Origin of the sequence: Vibrio chanodichtyis (assembly GCF_028863985.1) — a bacterium.
Taxonomy (GTDB): Bacteria; Pseudomonadota; Gammaproteobacteria; order Enterobacterales; family Vibrionaceae; genus Vibrio; species Vibrio chanodichtyis.
This window is the reverse complement of the sequence record NZ_JARBFT010000001.1, coordinates 437,265-459,878: the sequence shown is the minus strand read 5'-3', so window position 1 is coordinate 459,878 and position 22,614 is coordinate 437,265. Positions and strand designations below refer to the sequence as shown.

Here is a 22,614-nt window from a genome sequence, read left to right as displayed (position 1 = left end):
CGCGTCTTCGGCTGCAAACAAATATGCCCCCGTACTTACCAGCTAGGCATCGCCTTTATTTGCCAACTGACTCGCAGACTTCATCCACATTGCTCGGCCTTGCAAGCGAATTGCCTATTATTGTGGCGTCCAAAGGAGGGGTGTATGAACAAAAGGTTACTATTTGGCGTGCTATTTGCGCTCAATGGCTGTGTGACAGTCACCGAAACCGCGCAGCCTACTCTACAAAGCGATCCTAGCGAAATGGCCGAAGCGCGCATCGCGCTCGGTCTAGGTTATTTAGACAATGGTAACATGCTCAAAGCGCGGGAAAACTTAGAAAAAGCACTACAACATGCGCCAAGCTACTACCGCGCGCAACTTTCGATGGCGCACTATTTTGAAGCGGTAGGAGAAAATGATGCGGCGCGAAAAATGTATCGTACGGCATTGAGCCAACACCCTAAAAATGGCAACGTGCTCAATAATTTTGGTACCTTTTCCTGCAAACAAGCCGAGTATGATGCGGCCGATGAATACTTTCGCCGCGCGGTCGAACAACCTTATTATTATCTGATCTCCGCCAGTTATGAAAATGCCGGATTGTGCGCCTTAAAAGCAGGCAAGCCTGAACAAGCGCGCGACTATTTTAAGCGGGCGATTGACCACGAACCCAGTCGACTGCGCTCTATCTTACAGCTGTCTAAAATGGAAATTGAAGCAGGTGATTATGCCCCTGCTCGCTTACGTTTAATGACCTTAAATCAACGTTATGGCTACCAAAAAGCCTCTCTTCGATTATTGATTGAACTGGAAAAGCGCGCCGGTAATCCTGCGTTAGAGCAGAAATACCAAGCACTACTGGCCTCGCTCTCTTAATCTTTACTTAATATTCATTACTTATTTAATATTGGTTGGCCGACCGCTACCTTTACGATCTCGATAAGGAGTACGGCGCAGGCGGCGAACCTTGCTTGCGCGCTGAATTTTTTGATATTCGCGGTAAATAATTCGAATAAAAAAACCGAGTCCAATCAACAGTAGCAGCGTAAACACGCTCATAAAAGGTACGCATAACCAATGTGGTTGGCAGGGCGCATAGAGTGGAACATCTTCGATTCTCATCTTGCCTCTCCTTCTGTTGAATCTTGGAACAGATTGAGTCTATGGCGGGCGGGCCCGATTTGGGTTACCAACAGTTTAGCACGTTGTTTGCCACCACAGCTTGCGTTGCTCAGCATTTTGAAAGCTCCACGCGATAAAGCGGCTGATTTTCTGGCCTTGTGCCATCTCGATGATCTGTATCGCCTGAGCGCCTAGTTTTTCAAGCTGTTTTTGCATACCGCGTACATTATCGCCTTTCGAGATCAAACAGCTAAACCACAGCACCTGCGAAGCAAAATCACGACTTTCCATGGCCATCTTGCCAATAAATGCCGCTTCGCCACCCGGACACCATAATTCTGCTTTTTGACCACCAAAGTTTAAGGTCGCGCTTGCTGTTCCATGTCCTTTTGCAATAGCAGCGCTGCCGATTGGCTGGCCTTTTTTGCGGCGATTGTTCTGTAAATTATGCTGTTTACGCCGCGTACCTTGCTCTGCTTGCGCCAATGAAGCATGAAATGGCGGATTACAAGTAGTCAGCGTATAGCGCTCACCGGTGCGGATCACACCCTCAAAAATACGTTGCGGATCCGTTTGTAGCCGACACTCAATGTTGCCGTGTAGTGATGGATTACTGCGGGCAATCACATTCGCCTGTTTAATCGAGACAGGATCAATATCGCTGCCAACCCAGCGCCAACCATATTCAGCCACACCGATAATTGGATAAATACAATTGGCACCCACCCCAATATCCAACGCGGTGACTTGGGCTGGCTTTAACTGCGGGTTGTCACGCTGTAATAAATCGGCAATGCGATGAATATAATCCGCTCGACCAGGGATCGGTGGGCACAAAAAGCCGGCTGGAATATCCCAATAAGTGACGCTGTAATGCAAAGCAAGTAACGCTTTATTCAGCCGTTTTACCGCCAGCGGATCAGCAAAATCAATAGTCCACTGACCATGGGGATTTTTGATCATGTGCGTCGTGAGCTCGGGTACCACTTTGCTCAAAGCTTGGAAATCATATTGACCACGGTGGCGATTACGTGGATGTAAGCCCGACTTCACTGGAGCGGCTGGTTGCTGGCTGGGTGGCGAAGGATGTTTAATTCGCTGTACCGTCGGCTGAGCCAATGAGCGTTTGGGGTGAGCGGATTTTTTCATAGTCATAGGGCTGCTTAACTTACTGTTATCGGTAGAGAGTAGATTTTTCGGCGCGCAAGAATACTCAGACTTTGCCAGCTTTCAGCTCGGTCACTATCATAAATAATCGAGCATCCAGTTCTAACTGGTGATAATTCGGCTCCATATGGCAACAAAGTTGATAAAACGCTTTATTGTGTTCTTTTTCTTTTAAGTGAGCCAATTCATGCACCACTAACATACGCAGTAATGGTTCAGGGGCTTGTTTAAACACACTGGCAATTCGGATCTCATTTTTCGCTTTAAGCTTACTGCCATGCAGCCGCGACACATAACTGTGTAGACCGAGCGCATTGTTGATCAGGTGTATTTTTCCGTCATACACCACTTTACTGAGCGGTGCTGTTTTCTTCATATACTGATTTTTGAGCGCCATAGTGAAATCAAACAGCGCTTTTTCACTCTGAATCACATGCCGCTCTGGGTAGCGCTGCTCGAACCAGGCCACCAATTTGCCACTTTCGATCAGTTGGGCAACTTGCTCTACCAGATGTGGTGGATAGCCTTGAATGTATTTTAATGCAGGATGAATACTCATTTCACGCGCTCAGTTTGACGATGGATCAAAAAGGTCGGCAAGTTTACTCAATTTCTGGCTAACAATCATCTTTAGCGGTGAACAGCGTATCTGCAAATCAGCTGAGATTTGCATCCGTAAGTAACTCTCGCTACACTTTGCGCCCTTTTGCTTGATGAGAGAGTTCAATGAAACGCGTGGTTTTGTACATTAAAGATAAATGCCCACACTGCAAAGATGCTCAGCGTTATTTAGACTCAAAAGGCATTGCATATCGCTTATGTAACGCCAAAATGGAGCGTGGCCGCAAAGAACTCGATGCGCTAGGCGCACGCAGTCTTCCGGTGCTGAAAATTGGTGATCGCTTGATGATCGGCTGGAATGCGACCAACTTTGATCGTATCTATCGCAGCAAAGATTAACCTTGCCAGAGTCACTAAACTCACTGTTGAGCAAAAACAACAACGGTTACCCTATCTGTTTCACCAATATCGTTAGCGGTGATGATCTGCAATGCGCAGAGAACGGTAACGATCAATCACCTTCTGCCCTGCATCATCCCCTCTGAGAGAGTCGTTCGCCGCGACACTCTCAATGACAGCACCATTCGCTGGCCCACAATATTCTCGTTCATCCTCTCCATCAAGTGCGTAATCAATCAACACACCCTCACCCAAAACACACCAAACATCACAATTACCATCAAACTTAATGCAACAATATTTACAAATTGGATCTTATAGCACTTTGGAATTACACTTTTACAACCAATTGATATTGTTTTGTTTACACCATAACAGCTATGCACATTTCACCAGAGACATCAGCCAACATCACGACTGGCGCGTTTTATTACCTGATGATGACTCTGAATTGAACGAAAAGCCGCTCAAAGTAGCGGCTAACATTGGGAGAGCGTTCTTTTGAAAGGATTACCATTAACAGTGATTGCACTGGCGATAGCCTTAAGCAGTTCGGTTGCTGCGCAAACATTAGAACAAGCCGTCGCCATCACCCTTGCCTCCAATCCGGAGTTAAAGGGATCATTTAATCAGTTTAAAAGTCGGTTATATGATGCCAAAGCCTCATCAGGTGCCTATCTTCCCAAACTGGATCTTGATGCGGGTATTGGCTACGAAGGCATTAATCCGGCGCAATCGAGTGGCAATAAAAGTACCGATTTAACGCGTAAAGACGCCTCCTTAACGCTGACTCAACTGATTTGGGATGGCGCAGCCACCCTCAATGATATGGATAGAACCGCTGCCGAAGCGGAAGCAGATCGATTCCAATTATTGGCCGATGCCTCAGACATGGCACTGGAAGTGACCAAAATTTATCTCGATGCCACTCAAGCCTATGAAATTTTGACGCTCTCGGAAAAAAATCTTGCGATTCATAAAGACATCTATCGGGATATTAAAAAACGCGCCGATGCTGGTATTGGTTCAACTGCCGATGTGACGCAAGTGGAAGCTCGTTTAGCCAAAGCGCACGGTAACTTACTGGCTGCACAAAATAACCTGTTTGATACTCATACCCAATTTCGCCGTATCGTCGGCCAAGAGCCTCTGGGGCTCGAATATCCACGGGCAGATGAAGATGCGCTCCCACTAACCTTAGAAAAAGGGTTACAGCATGCACAAGACAATCATCCCGTGATCAAAGTAGCACAGGCCGATACCGACGCGGCACGCTTCCAATACAAGCAATCGAGAGGCCCCTACTACCCAACCCTTTCCTTGGAAGCCGCTCAACGTTGGCGTAATGATGCCGATGGCATCACCGGCAGCAGCGATGAATTAACCGCCATGCTGCGCCTACGCTATAACCTCTATAACGGTGGTAGTGACAGCGATCGCAGCAAAAGCGCCGCTTATCAAATGAACCGCTCCAAAGACTTACGCGAAAAAACCTTTCGCATGGTGGAAGAAGGCTTCCGTTTAGCATGGAGTGCATTGGATCTCACTCTACAACAGAAAGAGTTTCTCGCCGACCATGTTGACTCTACCTCCAAAACGGTAGTGGCTTATCGTAAACAGTACCAAATCAGCCAGCGTACCTTGCTCGATCTACTTAACACCGAAAATGAACTGTTTGAAGCGCGCAAAGGTTATCTGGATGCCAAATACGCCGAGCAATACGCCAAATATCGTTTAATGAACGCAACCGGTAACTTACTGGATGCTTTGCGCGTTGATATTCCTCAGGAATGGACCGTTAAGGTGGAGTACTAATATGTCAATTACATCATCGCCCGTAACACAATTTGTCAGCACAGTTGCCCTAGTGCTGTCTTGTAGTGTGACAACGGCTGCATTTGCCAATCCAGATCTGCAAAATCAACAGGATGAGTTCGCTTATCTGCCCATTCCGCTCGCCAATCAAGTTGCCGATCTGCAAGATGATGACGATGATGGTGTCATTAATGCGCGCGATCGCTGTCCTGATACTCCAGAGGGCTCTGAGATCGATAATCATGGTTGTGGCAGCATGGTCAATACATCACACACCAAACAACTATATATTCTGTTTGCCAATAACTCTCCAGGCATCGAGGCGGTATTTTTAAGTCAGATACGCGAAATGGCGGATTTTTTGCAAGCCTACCCGACCACATCGATTGAACTGCAAGGCTATGCCAGTCAACTGGGTAGCCAAGCCCATAATTTAGCCTTATCTAAACAGCGAGCAGAAGCGGTGCGTGATCAGTTGATCAGTGATGGGGTTAGCACCAAGCGAATTAAAATCGTTGGCTACGGCAATAGTGTGTTAGCTGCTGAAGGTGACGATGAGGTGAGCCAAGCGCGTAACCGTCGCGTGGTTGCGACCGTGGTCGGTAATCAGGATGAACCACTGCTTGAGTGGACTATCTTCACCACGCTGGCTAAATAGTCGTAAGGGTATAGCACGATAAAATAGCCGTGATTCATCACGGCTATTGGCGAGTAAGCTGACCGATAATCACAGCAAGCCAGCCATAGCTCACTTGCCGATCTCTTTTCATCATCGACTAAGCGATTTAAATTAACCTATTTAATCGACCACAAAGATAAGGTGCGTTTGAAATCCTCATAACCAAACTGGTTAATTGGCTCAATCTCACCATTTTGGCGCTCACAATAAACCGCAGGCATTTTAAGCCCGTTGAACCAGTTGAGTTTAACCATGGTATAACCGGCACTATCCAGAATGTGCAGTTTCTGGCCAACGGTTAATGGTTGATCAAACTTAGCCACACAGAACTGATCACCGGCTAAACAAGAGCAAGAGCCGATCACATATTCATATTGACCTTGTTCACTGGCTTCCAGTACGGAGGCTGGCTCTTTATAAATCAGGGTATCTAAGCGGTGTGCTTCGGTCGCTGAATCCACGATCGCAGTTTGCATACCATTTTCAACAATATCCACCACGGTCACTACCAGATCGGTGGTCTTGGTGATCACTGCTTCACCCGGCTCCAAATACAGCTGTACCGCATGACGCTCTGCAAACGCTTTGAGTGCCGCGCCTAATTTATCCACATCGTAACCCGGCCAAGTAAAGAATACTCCGCCACCCAGGCTGACCCAATCTAACTTATCCAGGTAGTGACCAAAACGTTGTGAAATCGCATCCAGTAGCCCAATAAAGGCATCCACATCTTTGTTTTCACAATTCATGTGGAACATTACGCCATCAATGCTGGCAAATACATTTTCATCAATATGATCCGCTTGCACACCAAGGCGGGAAAACTGACGCGCTGGGTTGGCTAAATCTTGGCCTGCATAGCTCACTCCCGGATTGATACGTAAACCCAGTGATGCTTTACCTTCCACTAAATGGCGGTAAGCCGCCAGTTGAGATTGTGAGTTGAAGATCATCTTATCGCAGATATCAACCACTTCTTTAACATCATCTTCACTGTAACCCACTGAATAAGCATGGGTTTCACCACCAAATGTTTCATAGCCCAATTTCACTTCAAACGGGCCTGAGCTGGTGGTGCCATCAAGATAAGGTTTGATGATGTCAAACACCCCCCAAGTTGAAAAACACTTCAGCGCCAACACCATCTTCACACCAGAGATCTGCTTCAGATGCTTGGCGATTTCAAGGTTAGCGATCAGTTTGGCTTCATCAATCATGAAGTATGGGGTTTTTAATTGATTTTTTTGCATATCAGTTCCTATTTGCTACGCGATTTCCATCGCGGCTCAACGGTAGCCAAAATGGAAAAACAGCCATAACCATTATGGATATAGCTGTTGGAAGTTATAACTGTTTGGATATCGCTTATGGCAAAATTTGAATATCCGGCTGACCTGGTTCAAGTTCCATCACATTCCAGTTGAGACCAAGCGTAGGCATGGTTTCTAGGAAAGGATCCGGATTCAACTGCTCCATGTTAAAGACCCCAGGCTGTGCCCATTCGCCACGGAAAAACTGTAGCGCAGCGGTGATGGCAGGCACACCGGTGGTGTAAGCAATCGCTTGATGCTCGACATCCTGATAGGCCACTTGATGATCAGCATGGTTGTAGATAAATACGCTGCGTGCTTGACCATCTTTTTTGCCTTGCACCCAAGTACCAATACAAGTCAGGCCAGTATAGCCCGGAGCCAACGAAGTGGGATCGGGCAACATGGCTTTTAACACCTGTAACGGCTTAACCACCGTACCATCTTGCAAGGTCAGCGGCGCTGGATTTAACAAACCGATATCACGCATCACATTAAAATAATTGAGGTAGCGATCACCAAAACCCATCCAAAACTCAATACGCTTAGCCGGAATAAACTCTTTTAACGAGCGCAATTCGTCGTGCGACATTGAGTAAACTTTGAATTTGCCACATTTGGGAAAATCAAACTCCAGCATACGGGTGTGGCAAGCGGCACGCTGCCACTCACCTTGATCCCAATAGATGGAGTCACCCTGAATTTCCAACAAGTTGGTTTCAGGGTCAAAGTTGGTGGCGAATTTCTTGCCATGATCGCCCGCATTAATGTCTAACACATCAATGGTGTCGATTTCGTCAAACAAATATTTGGCCGCGTAGGCAGCAAATACGCTGACCACACCGGGATCAAATCCCGCACTTAAAATCGCGGTGATCCCTGCTTGCTTAAATTTGTCACGAAACGCCCATTGTGCGTCATACGCTTCAGGAACTTGCTGGCCTTCGGAGCATAAGTCGACCGAAACTGAAGTATCTAAATAGGATACTTTGGCTTGGTAGCACGCTTGCATAATCGCAACATTGACCCAAGGTGGCCCTGCATTGATGACTAAATCCGGCTTAACTTGATTAATCAGTTGCACCAATGATTCGATATCATCAACGTTAATCTGACGCGCTTCTAGTTTCTTGGTCGAGTCTTTAAGGTTATTTTTGCCTTTAATTGACTCAATGATTTTTTCACACTTCGCAATCGAGCGAGATGCAATCGTAATATCACCCAGCACGTCGTTGTTTTGTGCGGCTTTATGTGCCACTACCCAACCAACACCGCCTGCACCAATCTGTAGAATAGACATAATTGCTTTACCTTTATTACCTTTAGTTCGCTAGTTCAGCGGTTAGCGTTTCAATTTTCGCCAGTAGAGATTCGAAATCCGACATCTGCAAGCATGGGTTCAAGATGGTGAATTTTAAAGCGGTTTTGCCATCCACAATCGTTTCACCCAGCACGGCTACACCGCGTACTAATGCCTGTAGACGCACCACTTTATTAAGCTCATCCAGATCAGACGCCTTCTCACTGACCGCGCGGAACAATACCGTCGACAGTGAAGGTTCGGCTAACAGTTCAAAGCTTGGATGCTGACGCACCAATTCCGCCACCTCTAGCGTTTGAGCCAACAAATGATCATACATCGCGCCCAGTTGTTGCGGGCCGACGTTTTGCATGGTCATAAACACTTTTAGTGCATCAAAACGTTTGGTGGTTGAAATCGACTTATCCACCAAGTTTGGCAACGTATCATGCTCACGGTTTAAGTAGTCTGCATGGTGCAGCAGGTACTTAAAGTTATGCTTGTCTTTGAGTAACAACGCGCCACAGCTAATGGTTTGGAAAAACAGCTTATGGAAATCGACACTGATCGATTGCGCACGCTCAATCCCAGTTAGACGATCTTTATGGCTGCTAAGGATTAACGCACCACCATAAGCACTGTCAACATGCATCCATAGTGTGTGTTTTTCTGCAACATCCGCAATCGTCACTAAATCATCAATTGCACCGTGATCGGTCGTACCTGCGGTTCCCACAATTGCAAACGGAATGAGACCTTCCGCTTTTGCTTGTGTAACAACCGCTTCCAACTGAGCCACGTCCATCGTGCCGTTTGGCAATGCATCAACCGCCAGAATGGCTTTCTCGCCCAGCCCCATCCAAGATGCGGATTTTTGCACGGTGAAATGCGATTTCTTCGAGCACACAATACGCAGTTTATCCGCATAGTCAGGCAGACCCAATTTCTGAATTGAGTGGCCACTGAGGCGATCAGCAATCCAATCACGCGCCAGCATCAGACCCATTTGGTTACTCTGGGTGCCGCCACTGGTGAAGATACCATCCGCTTGTGCACCCTGCTGATATTTTTCACACATCCAATCAATCACTTTCTGCTCAACGAAGGTCGCAGCAGAAGATTGATCCCATGAGTCCATAGATTGGTTAAGTGAGGCAATCATCGCCTCCGCGACCACCGATGGCATCAGAGGTGGCGTGTGCAGATGGGCAATACAGTCAGGATGCTGCACCATGATCGAGTTTTTCGCCACCAGCTCCGCGGTTTCAGAAATCACGGCTTTTAAGGAAGCATTTTTATTATCCAGATCCACCGCGTAAATCGCTTCTTCCAGCGCTTTCGGGTCAATACCTGAATAAGGGGCTTTCACCTCTTCAAACACGGCTTTCATCGCTGCCGTGGTATGGTTCATCACTTGTGCGAACTCTTGACTACCCATATGGCCGGTATGAATGAAGTGTTTTTTCCACTCTTGGTTAGCCTGCTCAGGATCTTTTTTGCCACCACCAGCGGCCAACATTGCTTCTTCTAATACGCGTAGTGCAAAATCCAACTGCTCAAACGAGATAATGACCGGCGGAAGGAAACGGATCACCGAGCCATCACGCCCGCCTTTTTCAACCATCAAACCACGCTCAAGCGCTGCACGTTGAATAGCAAGGGTCAGTTGTGGCGCTGATTTTGGCTCGCCAAATTGGTTCAGTTCACCACTTGGATCTTTAATTTCCAGCCCCAGCATCAAGCCTTTACCACGCACTTCGGCGATACAGTTGACTCGGCTTTGGATTTTTTCCAGACCGGCACGCAGATATTGACCCGCAACGCGTGCATGCTCAACTAGGTTATCACGTTGAATAATTTCCAACGCTTTAGCACCCGAAACCATGGCTAATTGGTTGCCACGGAAAGTACCGGTGTGCTCGCCTGGACGCCATGTGTCATGCTTTTTGTTGATCACTAAGATCGACATTGGCAAACCGCCACCGATGGCTTTAGATAAACACAGGACATCTGGAATAATACCCGATTCTTCAAACGCGAAGTTGTGACCGGTTTTGCCAACACCACATTGAATTTCATCGAAAATCAGTAAAATGCCGTGATCATCACAGATACGACGTAGTTCACGCAACCAGAAAGCTGGCGCAGGGATCACCCCGCCTTCACCTTGTACTGGTTCAACAATGATCGCGGCCGGTTTCATGATCCCCGCTTCATCATCGTTTAGCAGACGCTCAATGTAGCGAATGCTGGCTTTTGCGCCTTCATCGTCACCTAAACCAAACGGGCAGCGTAAGCTGTATGGGAATGGCATAAAGTGCACATCCGACATCAACCCAGTACGACGTGCTTTGGTATTTAGGTTGCCCATCATACCCATAGTGCCGTTGGTCATCCCGTGGTATGCGCCGCGGAAAGCAAACATGGTGTTACGACCAGTGGTTTGCTTGGCCAGTTTAATCGCCGCTTCAACCGCATCGGCACCGGATGGACCACAGAACTGGATCACACAATCATCCGCTAAGGCTGATGGCAAAAAGCTTTTCACCGTTTTGATGAAATGGGTTTTGGCCTGTGTAGCAATATCCAGAGTCTGATATGGCAATCCCGAATCGAGCTGTGATTTCAGCGCCTGATTGATTTCTGGATGATTATAGCCAAGCACTAGTGTGCCCGCACCGGCTAAACAGTCCAAGAAAATCTGTCCACGAGTATCCTCAACTAAACAGCCGTAAGCTTGTTTAATCGCGATAGGAATGCGACGTGGGTATGAACGCACTTCCGATTCATGCGCAGCTTGATCCAGCAGCACTTGGTCAGGAGTGAGATCGTAAAGACCGTCTAATAACGGCACTTGAGTTGAAAACAGAGTTGCGATGTGGTTATCGACTTCAAAGGCTGTACTCATCTTGTTTCCCCTTGAGATGATTTATTTTCGCTTTTCTTGAGAAGGTGGTGGAAAAACGAATAGCAAAATTACCCGTGTTTGCTAAAGCAAACCGGAGTCTGGGTCATGATTGATATGACGAAGTTGTGCTAAATCAGGTGATCAAGGTTCTGTAATACTGCGATCCTGTTGAACAGGACAAAGAGGAAGTACAAAGCTGATTAGTATGCATAAGTTAAGTGAGTTCAATGTTGGGTTTCCCATGCACATGCTGCTTCGCAGCAAGAGTATCCCGTCTATCGACAAAAGGACTTGTCGATACCTACCCTACGTGATGTCACAATCAGCCTGAATGGTCATCACGCGTGTCCCCCAGAAGCTCAGTCTGAGATTGGCGCGAACATTAGCATAAAAGGAAAGTCAAGCGCAATCGTTTTTAATACTTATTCGCATCAGTTACAGGGTCTAATTGATACAAAAAGTTATAAGCCCGCACATGACTTATTTTGCTTAACTGGACTCAAGTTATCCACGTTCCGGTTGGCTATCATCAAAGACAATAAATTGTAGGATATTCAAAAAATCAGCCATAAAAATGCCCCCGCTTGGCGGAGGCTAGAGTTGTTAAATCGCGATAAGAATTACTGCGCAGCTTTCAGCGGTAATGAGAGACGCAATAGAGCGTAGCCCAATAATGCCGCAGTGGTAGAACCCATTAAGATCCCTAAGCGAGCGTAAGTATCATACGCTTGATTCGCTTCACCAAACGCCAACGATGAAATGAAAATCGACATCGTAAAGCCAATTCCACACAATACTGATACGGCAAAGATATGCTTAAAGTTGATCCCTTCTGGTAGCTTCGCCACACCCAGCTTGACCGCAGCCCAGCTAAAGCTAAAGATCCCAATCGGTTTACCTAAGAATAGTCCGCACGCGACTCCAAGCGGTAACATTGAAGTCAAGCCTGCGATAGAAACACCTTGTAGTGAGATTCCCGCATTGGCAAAGGCAAACACCGGCAGAATCGCGAACGCAACATACGGATGCAGCGCATGCTCAAGGTGTTTTAGCGGAGAATGACCGTCTTTAGCGCCTTTGAGTGGGATAGCAAAACCAATCACCACACCAGCCAATGTAGCATGCACACCGGATTTCAATACTGCGAACCACAAAATCAAACCCGCGATAATGTAAAAACTCAGTTTGGTCACGCCCTTAGCGTTGAAAATAAACAACAGACCGGTCATCAGCAAACCCACAGCCAGAGCAATGATGGATAAATCACTGCTGTAGAATAGGGCAATAATCACCACCACACCGAGATCATCAATAATCGCCAGCGCAAGCAGAAACACTTTTAAGCTAATCGGAACCCGTTTACCGAGTAGCGCCATAATACCGAGCGCAAAGGCAATATCGGTTGCCGCGGGGATCGCCCAACCTTGAATTGCTTCTGGATCATTAAAGTTGAACAGCACATAGATTAATGCGGGGGCGAGCATACCGCCGACCGCAGCAATCGCTGGGAAAATCGCCGTTTCACGGGATTTGAGCGCACCTTCTAACAACTCACGCTTTACTTCTAAACCAATCAACAAGAAAAATACGGCCATTAAACCATCGTTGATCCAATGCGATATTGACATACCCAGCACATAGGTATGTAGCAAGGCTTGGTATCCATCACCCATCGCTGAATTGGCAATCATCATGGCTATAGCAGCCGCAATCACAAGTAAAATGCCACCCGCAGATTCCATTTTGAAGAAATCTCGAATCATGTCAGGCATAAGTTTGTCCTTAAATTATGTTAATAATTGATTAACAACAGAAGCCCAAGAGTTTAGCTAGGCTTAGCTCGATGGAAAAATCGATTGTAATGAGGCATTAATTCGGTTTTTCCGAACAAACATTGATTTTAGCGTGAAATTTGACCGATATTATCGCAACACAATCCCTTGCCGTATTCACCACAAAAAATCGTTCACACGCTTTCAGCGCGAAATCCCATCACCGTGATGTATCCCAATCAGTAGCCGGATAACTGTATAAAACCGGTTTGCGTATGCGAGCCTAAAATTTTAATCCGCCCCTCCCAGTAAGGGATCAGAAACGAGTGCCAAGCCTCTTTATCCAGTGGTTCAATCGTCACATTGATTTGCAACTTAGGGATCACCAGCCGCCAACGCAGTGGCAGACGTTTACCATTACTGAGTACCGATACAGAAAGCGCTTCGAGTTGAATATCTTGATCAGTTAACACCACGCTGGGAGCATGGCGCGAATGAAACATACCATAAACATAATCCGCAACGCCTTGATGGCGGACACGGTTAACGGTTAACCACTGCTCATCACTGAGTGGGATCACCAAGCGATCACTACCGATCTGCGCGTTGGCAACCAAATCACTGCCCCACTCTTTACTCAACCATGCTCGGCCAGTGACACGCCGTGTCGGTTGCGTACCACTGAGGGCTAACTCTCCTTGCAGCACAATATTCGGTTGTTCAAATTGATAGCTGGCCAGCGCCAGTAAATCTTGCCGGACTTGATACCCCTGTTCACCCGCTAAGCGATAGGCCCCTTGAGCTAATAATTGTAGATTAAGGCTAAATTCATCCGTTACCAGTTGCAAATGTCCCGGAAACGGCCCAATACCGAGTGAGCGCCACGACCAATTATCAATCCACATCCGAAAAGGCTGCTTACCAATTCCAGCTTGGCCAATTCCACCACGAGCCATTTTTTGATCGCGCAACGCGATCTTTTGACCATTAATCACAATCGAAGAGAAATAAAGCTGCGGAGTCTGCCAGCCAACACTATTGCGATCATCTTGCGCTAAACGCAGAAAATTCCACTGTACACTCAGTGATTTACCTTGTTCATCTTCCAGCAAAGCATATAGCGTCCACCACTCTTGGGCAAATTCAGGGCGCGAAAAAAAATCTGCAGGTAAACGTACCGGATAATGAGGCAGTACAGGTTCAAATACCGCTTGAGAAGTAGCACGTTGAGCATGCGCAGTATTGTCTCCTTGGTTAAGATTTTCATCTTGCTCATAACCCACCCAGCAACTCACGGCCAAAAGTATCGCGAGCGCAATCCCGAGCCATTGATAACCACGTTTATGCAGACCAAGCATTTATAGCGCCTCTCGCAATGATTTCATCGGTGATTTGCGCGCCAAGCGAATGACCGGCAAGGCTCCTGCTAGCATCAAAGCCACCATCGCCCAGCCGATAGTATGCAGATACTCTCCGAGTACAATTTGCAATGGCATCGTCCAACCAAATGAGGGTTTAATTACCAAATCAATCACCAAGTGAGCCAGAGTCAGCCCCAGTGGCAATGCGATCAAAAATGAAATCGCGCCAAACACCAATAACTGCATGCCACCGATCAACACTAACTCTTTGCCAGAAACACCAAGACAACGCAGTAATGAGATATGCCGTAAACGAGACGTTTCACCGGCTAAAGTCGAGAAGAAGATCCCGCACACCGCAATCAACAAGGTAATGTTGCCGAGCGTACTTGCAATCGAAAAAGTACGATCAAACACGCGCATTGCATGACTATGTAGATGAATGTTATCGACCACCCGATCGGCGCTGAGCCTAAAAATAGCATTCAAACGTTGCTTAATTCTTTCACCGGCCGCCCCTTCACCCGCTGCCCCTTCGTTCAGCACCACGGCTAATACCACATTACCAGAGCCAGCAAACGCGTTGATCCAATTCTGATGCGAGACCATCACTTGATGGTAGGGATTTCCGTAATCGTAATAAACGCCGAGTACGGTCCAATTTGCCCCCATTGGCTCAGGCAGATCGATTGAATCGCCGGGACGAATACCGAGTTTAAGCGCCATTGATTCACTGACCATCACGCCACGGGAGTGATGTAAATGATACCAGTAGTTCATCACACCAAGTTTTACCGTCAATGAGTCTAATTCACCTTCTGAAGGGCCAGTACTGACAATTTGCACCGAGCTATGTTGCGAAGTGAAATCTTTTTGCCAGCGCTGCCATACCGAGTTCACCTCAGGTTGTATTTCCAACCAATCACTCATCAGCGCTGAAACACTATTACTAGGATAGAGATAGAGATCTGCCGCCAGCCGCTGGCTTAGCCAGCGATCAGTGGTATCTCGAAAACTACCGACCATGGTTTCCACGCCGATATTGGCCGCCAACGCCACCATAAAGGCCATCGTAGCGACGCCGCGATAACTCATACTCGCTGCCGCATCGGCAAAGAACCAACGAATTTTAACCCAGCGTAAAGTGTAAGAAAAACTGGTGAACAGCGTCCAAATTAGATATGGCGTAATCAGTGCCACGCTCAACAAAATTAAACCGATGATGATGAAACCGGATTGCTGAGTTTGCGAGACTTGATAAAGTGCTATCGCCACCATCACCAACACACAAGCCAACAACGCTTGTAACTTGAATTCCTTACCAGCAAAACGCACCAGTGAAAGGCGGGCGGATAAACGAATCGGTTGTGAGCGCAATAAACGCACTAAAGGCCAAGCGCAAGAAGCCACTGAGGCAAATAGCGCCATCAATAAACTGTAGCTACTCCACGACCAGTTCCAAGCAATCGCCAAATCTATATTCGCGTTATACAAATAGCCCAAACTGCTTGCCACTGCAGGGATTAACTGATTAGCCAACAGTAAACCGAATACGTTACCACATAGCCAGCACAGCAGAACTAGAAGCAATAATTCAACCAGCATTGCCTGCATGAGCTGCCAACCACTGACCCCTAGCTGTCTGAGCATTCCCACCAACGGCTGTCGTTGTACCATCGACAGTGACATCGCCTGATAAAAAATAAAGATGCCAACCAAAAAAGCCAACATTCCCATAGCGGTTAAATTGAGATGAAAAGCTTGGGTTAACGACTCTAATTCTGAACGGGTACTACGGGTTAAGGTTAAGCCATTGGGCAAATTTTGTTTCAGCCTATCCAGCTTGGCGGGCGGCATATCAGCACAGGCGATCACCGTCAGTCCTGAGCCTTTTTTCAATCTGCGCACCAAAGACAGATCAGCAATCACTCGCATCCCGGAGACTTGATTGCCGGCATCAATGGTGATCGGCCCAAGAGTTGAACCATCCTCCAAAGCAATGTGATCACCCTCTTTCCAGCCCTGTAATTTAGCCAGCTCTTGGCTGACCATCACCGGATAAGGCGGCTGCATCAGACGCAATCCTGTTTGCTGGTTTAAGGTCTTACCACTGTCAAGTGAGAGTAAAGCAACAGGATCGACCCCTTGGAGCATGATATCCAGTCCAGCGCGGGTACTGAGCCGATAATCATCAAAAGGCACACACTGCTCAAAGCCATCACGGCGCAATTGAATATAAAAACCTTGTGGAATTTTATTGGCGCTCAGTTTAGAGCGGATTCGATAAGGCAGAGGGTTCGCAAACAGTCTTTCGCCATGCTCATAGCTTTGTCTCGCATGGTGATTGATCGCGGTCACCCCAACCAATAACGAAACACCGAGTGTCAAGCCGAGCCAGACGAGAAAAATCTGTAATGGATAGCGTCGATAATGCCCCAGTAGTGCCTTAACTACGGGCCATAACATGCAGTTGTCCTCCTTGCAGGCGAATGCAGCCATCCATATGCTGCGCCACTGTCTCACTGTGCGTGACAAGCAGCAGCGCACAATTTAATTCACGGGTTAAGCTGGTTAATAAGCGCATCACCGCTTCGGCATTGCGCTCATCAAGACTACCGGTCGGCTCATCAGCGAGCAGGATCTTCGGCTCCATATACAAAGCCCGAGCAATCGCGGCGCGTTGTTGCTGACCACCAGACACTTCTTCTGGATAACGGCCAAGCAACGGCATTAAATCGAGTGCGGAAAGAATTTGTCGCCACAGTTCAGCATCTTCAGGCAACCCTTTAAGCTGGCGACAGAAACGAATGTTATCGGCAATATTCAAAGTCGGCAGCAAATTATATTGTTGGAAAATCTGCCCGATATTACCACGCCGAAAGGCGGTACGCTGGTGCTCAGAGGTGCTATGCATTGGAAATCCGGGAAACCAAATTTCCCCAGAATCGGCACTATCAAGACCAGCAATCAAATTGAGCAGTGTACTTTTACCTGAGCCGCTTTCGCCCATCAGTGCTAACTGCTCCCCGAGGTTCAGTCTCAACTCAGCGCCCTGCAAAACCGGATGAAATTCATCGCCGTCTACATAGCCTTTGCATAGGTCGATTAGTTGTAGCATCAAACCACTCATTGCCGATAATGGAACTGGAACCCGAATCTACACCAAAACCCTAAGTGGAGAAAGTATTTTGGCTAGCCGATCACACCTTATGCATTAATTTGCAAATATCCAACAATTAATCTTTAGTTTTCAATCAGATTTTTCATCCATCTCTTACTTTTCATGCGGTGCAATGAGCTACCCCATTTCACCAACTCTTCGGTAAGAAACAGCCAATAAATCCATTCTGGATCAACTTTCAGCACCAACGCGGCAAACGCCGCCAGTGGGATACCAATACACCACTGCGCCACCATATCTTGAGCGAGACAGTATTTCACATCCCCCCCAGCACGCAGTACACCGACAATCACCATCATCGGCAGTGAGCGCAGCACGATCCCGATACACATGATCACGATAAATTTCTCTGACAGCGCACGCGTCTCTGAACTCAACGCACTAAAGGCATCCAGTACTGGGGTTTGCACTGTATAAAGCGTGATCGCGACCAGAACTCCGACAATCACACTGCAGATTGTCACACCAATGGCTTGATAATAAACGGCTTGATAATTTTTTGCTCCCAGTTGATTGCCGACCAAAACCGAGGCAGCACTCGACATCCCAATCAATAAACTCAGTGAAATCGATTCAACCGGCGTCATCACCGATAATGCCGCGAGTCCCTGCACCCCAGTTTGTCCCATGATCGCATGGTAGGTAAATAAACCCGCAGCCCAAGCTAAAAAGTTAAAGGTGGTCGGCAGTGACAAGCGCAAAAAACGGCTAATTTTCGGCCAACCCAACACCGCTTTTATATCCAGCCAACCAAACGCCATTAAATGCTGTTTGCCATACAGATAACTGTACAAACAAGCAACTTCGATAGCACAGCTCAACAAAGTAGCAATTGCCGCGCCTTCAATCCCCATCGCAGGAAAGCCGCAATGACCAAAAATCAACATCCAGTTCAGCACTACGTTGGCCACAATACCAATACCGCTGAAAAAGGTGCTCACACCGGGTTTATGCATCGCCCGTAGCCCTACCGCCATACTGCTGACACATGCCACTGCAAACATGGTCAAAGCGGTGATGATCAGATACTGGCTACCCAGTGCATTCACCTGCTCAGACTCGGTGGTAAGTGACATAATTTGCTGCGGGAAAAATAAGAACAGCAATACGGTAAACAACGCGAAGAAATTGGCGACTAACCAAGTCAGCGCGGTACTTTCACGTACCCCTTTGCGATCGCCAGCCCCCCAATATTGCGCCGTTAATAATGCCCCACCAGTGGTGACCCCAACCAGCATAATGGTGGTCACGAAAGTGGCACGTGCGGCTACACCGACCGCAGCAATTTCTGCTTCACCCAACTGACCGAGCATCAAAACATCAACTAAACCACGGCTGGAGAACATGATATTTTGCAAGGTGATCGGCAGTGCTATCGCGATCAAACGGCGAAAAAAATCCCCTCGCATGTGGGATAAAACGTGAGAGACAACAGACACAAGATCACTCCAAAGCGTGATGCTCGTCCTTTTTTTAGGTTAGTGAAGGACATAGCAAGCAGAAAAAAACTGCGGCTATTATACTCATGTGAGCATAGTCACAACAAACGATTAAACAGGCGGGTAGATGAAAAAAGTCTTAGTACTGGGAGCATCCGGTTATGTGGGAGCACAACTGCTGCCACGACTGCTAGAAGCAGACTATCAAATCACTGCCGCTTCGCGCAGCATAGAAGATCTCAATGCCCGCTTACCCACTCATCCTAACCTGACACTTCTGCGTTTAGATCTCGCCGATCGCCAGCAAACACTCGCCACTCTTCCCCACTACGATTTAGTATTTTTCTTAGTGCACGGTATGGCGCACGGCGGTGATTTTGTCGATTACGAATTGTCATTGGCCCACAACGTCAAACAGGCTCTCGATGCTAGCCATAGTCGGGTACAACATGTCATTTACTTAAGTTCACTGCAGCCACAATCTCATCGTTCTCCCCATCTGCAAGCTCGTTATGAAACAGGACAAATTTTGCGTCAGTCTCATGTTCCAATCACTGAGCTTAGAGCCGGTGTGATTATTGGTGCCGGCTCCGCTGCCTTCGAAATCATGCGTGATTTTGTGTATAACCTGCCCATATTAATCACCCCCCAATCGATCGATGCGCAAGCCAATCCGATTGCACTGAGCAACCTGAATACCTATCTACTTAAGTTTGCACAAGAGCAACCTTCTACCGATCAAATCTTTGAGCTGGGTGGGCCGGAGATATTGAGTTATCGCGAACAATTTCGCCTACTATGCCAACTGACTGGCAAACCGTTTCGCCTGTGGTCAACCCGCTGGCTTACTCCTTATATCGCTTCACACTGGTTAGGGATAGTAACCTCAGTACCCAGCGCCATTGGTCGCTCTCTACTGGCCGGATTGACGCACGATTTCATCGCAGATAACCGCGCGATTATCGCACGCTATCCACAAACCTTGCTGTCTTATCGTGACGCCGTCACTCAAGCCATCAATAGTGAAGGGACTTTCGTACGCAGCCAAATTTGGGGATTTGATCCTAACGCCATTCAACGCTGGCAACCGGGCTTTGGTTATTACCCTAAGCGAGCGGGAGCTAGTATCAAAACCGAGTTAAGCAGTTACGCCTTGTGGCAAGTGATCCAAACGATTGGCCAGCGCGATCAAGGCTATTTCTTTGCCAATAGTCTGTGGCGAGTTCGTGAATGGTTAGATGTGCTGTTTGGTGGTGAGCCACCGATTCGGCATCACCCTGCTGGTGCACAATTAGTGGTGGGTGATTTTATTGATTCGTGGAAAGTGATCCGCTGCCAACCGCAGCAATTTTTGTCATTGTTATTTGGTATGAAAGGCCCAGGTTTAGGCCGTTTAGAATTTATGATTGAAGATCTCGGTACTCAACGACGCCTTAGCATCACTGCGTGGTGGCATCCACAAGGTTGGCTAGGCTTGCTGTATTGGTATGCCATGATGCCAGCGCACCTATTTATCTTTCGCGGTATGGTACGCGCCATCATCAAAAAATCCCGCCACCATCAGTAACGGGATCTAGGATACCAGAGGCACGAAAGCGTTATTCAACTCGAAAAGAGAGTGGAATTTCTGCCAGTTGGGTTCCATGGTTGGCCGGAAAAATCAGGTACTCGCCGTGATATTTAACATTCGATTTATAATCGGTCTGCTTATGTACCATAAATCCAGCCGCAAACGCTTTTTCGATAAAAGCCGCATGGTGACCACGTACAAACCAATTCATCGGTTTAGCCAACACTTCTCCATCAAAACACGCTTCACACTGCACAGAGCAGAGCGCCAGTGAATTTTGGCCATCAGTAAAAATCTGCACTTTCCCCGCATTGACCAACGGCTCAGAAGTCGAAACTTCCCAACCTGCTTGCTCCATCTCATCCAGAAAAGCTTCAATCTGCTGATCGGTGATCGGTTGATTGTCTTGTTCAGCAAAAAAATGCGCGTAATACGCCGAAATCCGTTGAAAGGTTGGCAACAGTTGCGACTGGTTGCCTTTCGAACGCCCCGCTTTTTGCCACTGAGTCAAATCATCGCCCACACAGCGGTCAAAACGCTGAGCTTTGAGCGCTTTGGTTACCCAATGCACTAAAAAATGGTTATTCGCCACCGGTGCGTTGGCCAGTTTGCCCGCTTTATGCTCCGCCGCGAGTTCCGCCAGTGCAGAATTGACCACATGTTGAATTTCTAAATAGTAATTTGCCATTATGCATTTTTTCCTAACATCCAATAGAAGGCACCCGATAACACCGAGCAGGCCGCCATCACTAAGATCATCGGCCAAGTTTGCGTACCGGGTAGCGCTGAGACCACCACCCCAATCACCGATCCGGTACCAAAACGCAGCGTGCCGGCTAACGATGAAGCGGTGCCCGCCATGCGTGGATATCGGCTCAGCAATAGCCCCATTGAATTACTGCCAATGGTCGAGATGGTGCCCACAAACAGCACCACAAACGGTACAATTCCCCACAAGCCCCAATCCAGTAACCAGCCAATAAACAGACCAATCCCAGCCAGCAGTTGGATCAACAGTGCAAAGCGCAGCATGTTGTGCGAGCCGACTTTTTTCACAAAGCGACCATTGAGGCTAGTCATCGCGATCATTGCGACAATATTGAGCCCAAACAGATATCCGAATTGATCAGGGCTAACACCATAAATATCAATATAAACAAACGCACCAGCGGTTAAGAAAGCGAACATGCCAGCAAACGAAAAAGCACCGGAGAAAATCAGCCCCATCGCGACCGGATTTTTGCACAGGTCAAAGTAGTTGCGCATGGTATTACGAAAACGTAGCGGTTGACGGTTCTCTGCGCTCAGCGTTTCAGGGATCTTCCACAGCACCATCGCAATCACTAGCACGGCAAACAGCGCTAACACCCAGAAAATCGAGCGCCAACCGAACCAGACCGCTAAATGACCGCCGATCATCGGCGCGGCTAACGGGGCCAGCGTGATCACTAAGGTGACAAACGACATCGCGCGGATAAAATCTTCGCGATCAAACATATCGCGTACCACGGCTTGGATCACCACCGCGGCAGCGGCACCGGCAAAACCTTGTGCGGCACGAATATAGGTTAATGCTTCGATACCATTAGTGGTGGCGCTGGCCACAGCACCAATCCCAAACAGAAAAATCCCGCATAGCATCACCGGACGACGACCAAAACTGTCGGCCAGTGGGCCATGCAGCAGTTGCCCGATGGCAAAACCGGCGGTATACGCGGTCAGGGTAATTTGTACTGCGCCAGCATTAACGCCAAAATCACGGGCAATGGTCGGCATCGCAGGTAAATACATATCGATCGCTAGTGGCGTCAAAGCACCAAGCGCACCGAGCACAATATAAAGTAACAAGCTCATTTGAGGTGCTTGTTGAGCGTTGAGAGTTGGGGCTGACATAATTCTCCGTCAAGCTAACTGGTGGTATTAAAAATCATGTTTTAACATGTGAATTATGGTCAAAAATATCGCCATTTACCCGTTTTAATTGAGCAATCATCGATTTCAAAAAGCAGTTTTTGTTGCCAAACTAGAGCGATTTTTCCTAACCAAAA

18 protein-coding genes are annotated in these 22,614 nt (G+C 47.6%); 5 read left to right on the top strand and 13 right to left on the bottom strand.

Annotated elements, in window-relative coordinates; genetic code table 11:
• Nucleotides 1–144 precede the first annotated feature (144 nt).
• Entirely contained in the window at nt 145–858 is a 714-nt protein-coding gene (gene pilW, locus PUN32_RS01920) for a type IV pilus biogenesis/stability protein PilW (RefSeq protein WP_274721512.1), read from the top strand.
• 21 nt (nt 859–879) lie between these two features.
• Here pilW and PUN32_RS01915 read toward each other — a convergent pair whose 3' ends face one another.
• The 3 genes from PUN32_RS01915 to PUN32_RS01905 form a co-directional block, all read right to left on the bottom strand.
• Nucleotides 880–1,104 carry a hypothetical protein gene (locus PUN32_RS01915; RefSeq protein WP_166014903.1) on the bottom strand — a complete coding sequence of 75 codons (225 nt, stop codon included), beginning with the start codon at nt 1,102–1,104 and terminating at the stop codon, nt 880–882.
• A 75-nt stretch (nt 1,105–1,179) separates the two neighbouring features.
• Entirely contained in the window at nt 1,180–2,253 is a 1,074-nt protein-coding gene (gene rlmF / locus PUN32_RS01910; protein WP_406707938.1) for a 23S rRNA (adenine(1618)-N(6))-methyltransferase RlmF, read from the bottom strand.
• A 64-nt stretch (nt 2,254–2,317) separates the two neighbouring features.
• On the bottom strand, nt 2,318–2,824 hold the full coding sequence (locus tag PUN32_RS01905; protein WP_274721558.1) for a M48 metallopeptidase family protein: 507 nt from the start codon (nt 2,822–2,824) through the stop codon (nt 2,318–2,320).
• 173 nt (nt 2,825–2,997) lie between these two features.
• Here PUN32_RS01905 and PUN32_RS01900 point away from each other — a divergent pair, with 173 nt between their 5' ends.
• From PUN32_RS01900 to PUN32_RS01890, 3 genes are all read left to right on the top strand, one after another.
• Nucleotides 2,998–3,231, top strand: a complete 234-nt coding sequence (locus PUN32_RS01900; RefSeq protein WP_274721510.1) for a glutaredoxin family protein — start codon at nt 2,998–3,000, stop codon at nt 3,229–3,231.
• 501 nt (nt 3,232–3,732) lie between these two features.
• Nucleotides 3,733–5,046: a TolC family outer membrane protein gene (locus PUN32_RS01895; protein WP_274721509.1), complete on the top strand. Its 1,314-nt coding sequence runs from the start codon at nt 3,733–3,735 to the stop codon at nt 5,044–5,046.
• A gap of 1 nt (nt 5,047) precedes the next feature.
• On the top strand, nt 5,048–5,704 hold the full coding sequence (locus PUN32_RS01890; protein WP_274721508.1) for an OmpA family protein: 657 nt from the start codon (nt 5,048–5,050) through the stop codon (nt 5,702–5,704).
• 137 nt (nt 5,705–5,841) lie between these two features.
• On the opposite strand, the gene nspC is transcribed toward PUN32_RS01890, so the two are convergent.
• The 8 genes from nspC to PUN32_RS01850 all read right to left on the bottom strand — a co-directional run bounded on the left by nspC (nt 5,842) and on the right by PUN32_RS01850 (nt 18,966).
• Nucleotides 5,842–6,975 (bottom strand): carboxynorspermidine decarboxylase, encoded by a 1,134-nt coding sequence (gene nspC, locus PUN32_RS01885; RefSeq protein WP_274721507.1) that lies wholly within the window; start codon nt 6,973–6,975, stop codon nt 5,842–5,844.
• A 115-nt stretch (nt 6,976–7,090) separates the two neighbouring features.
• Nucleotides 7,091–8,335 (bottom strand): carboxynorspermidine synthase, encoded by a 1,245-nt coding sequence (locus PUN32_RS01880; protein ID WP_274721506.1) that lies wholly within the window; start codon nt 8,333–8,335, stop codon nt 7,091–7,093.
• 22 nt (nt 8,336–8,357) lie between these two features.
• Entirely contained in the window at nt 8,358–11,243 is a 2,886-nt protein-coding gene (locus PUN32_RS01875) for a pyridoxal phosphate-dependent class III aminotransferase (protein WP_274721505.1), read from the bottom strand.
• A 620-nt stretch (nt 11,244–11,863) separates the two neighbouring features.
• Nucleotides 11,864–13,015 carry a Na+/H+ antiporter NhaA gene (nhaA, locus tag PUN32_RS01870; protein ID WP_166014895.1) on the bottom strand — a complete coding sequence of 384 codons (1,152 nt, stop codon included), beginning with the start codon at nt 13,013–13,015 and terminating at the stop codon, nt 11,864–11,866.
• 239 nt (nt 13,016–13,254) lie between these two features.
• Nucleotides 13,255–14,373 carry a lipocalin-like domain-containing protein gene (locus PUN32_RS01865; RefSeq protein ID WP_274721504.1) on the bottom strand — a complete coding sequence of 373 codons (1,119 nt, stop codon included), beginning with the start codon at nt 14,371–14,373 and terminating at the stop codon, nt 13,255–13,257.
• Entirely contained in the window at nt 14,374–16,842 is a 2,469-nt protein-coding gene (locus PUN32_RS01860) for an ABC transporter permease (protein WP_274721503.1), read from the bottom strand.
• Nucleotides 16,823–17,494, bottom strand: a complete 672-nt coding sequence (locus PUN32_RS01855) for an ABC transporter ATP-binding protein (RefSeq protein WP_274721502.1) — start codon at nt 17,492–17,494, stop codon at nt 16,823–16,825. Before PUN32_RS01855 ends, PUN32_RS01860 begins: the two co-directional genes overlap by 20 nt.
• Nucleotides 17,495–17,619: 125 nt before the next feature.
• Complete coding sequence (locus PUN32_RS01850; RefSeq protein ID WP_406707937.1) at nt 17,620–18,966, bottom strand: MATE family efflux transporter; 1,347 nt, start codon at nt 18,964–18,966, stop codon at nt 17,620–17,622.
• Nucleotides 18,967–19,123: 157 nt separating this feature from the next.
• Between PUN32_RS01850 and PUN32_RS01845 the strand changes: the two genes are divergently transcribed.
• On the top strand, nt 19,124–20,563 hold the full coding sequence (locus PUN32_RS01845) for a DUF2867 domain-containing protein (RefSeq protein WP_274721500.1): 1,440 nt from the start codon (nt 19,124–19,126) through the stop codon (nt 20,561–20,563).
• A 31-nt stretch (nt 20,564–20,594) separates the two neighbouring features.
• Here PUN32_RS01845 and PUN32_RS01840 read toward each other — a convergent pair whose 3' ends face one another.
• Nucleotides 20,595–21,254 (bottom strand): DUF2913 family protein, encoded by a 660-nt coding sequence (locus PUN32_RS01840; protein ID WP_274721499.1) that lies wholly within the window; start codon nt 21,252–21,254, stop codon nt 20,595–20,597.
• The gene (locus PUN32_RS01835) at nt 21,254–22,459 is read right to left on the bottom strand and encodes a Bcr/CflA family multidrug efflux MFS transporter (protein ID WP_274721498.1); all 1,206 of its coding nucleotides are present in this window, start codon (nt 22,457–22,459) and stop codon (nt 21,254–21,256) included. The genes PUN32_RS01840 and PUN32_RS01835 overlap by 1 nt, the downstream gene beginning before the upstream one ends.
• Between the last annotated feature and the right edge of the window lie 155 nt (nt 22,460–22,614).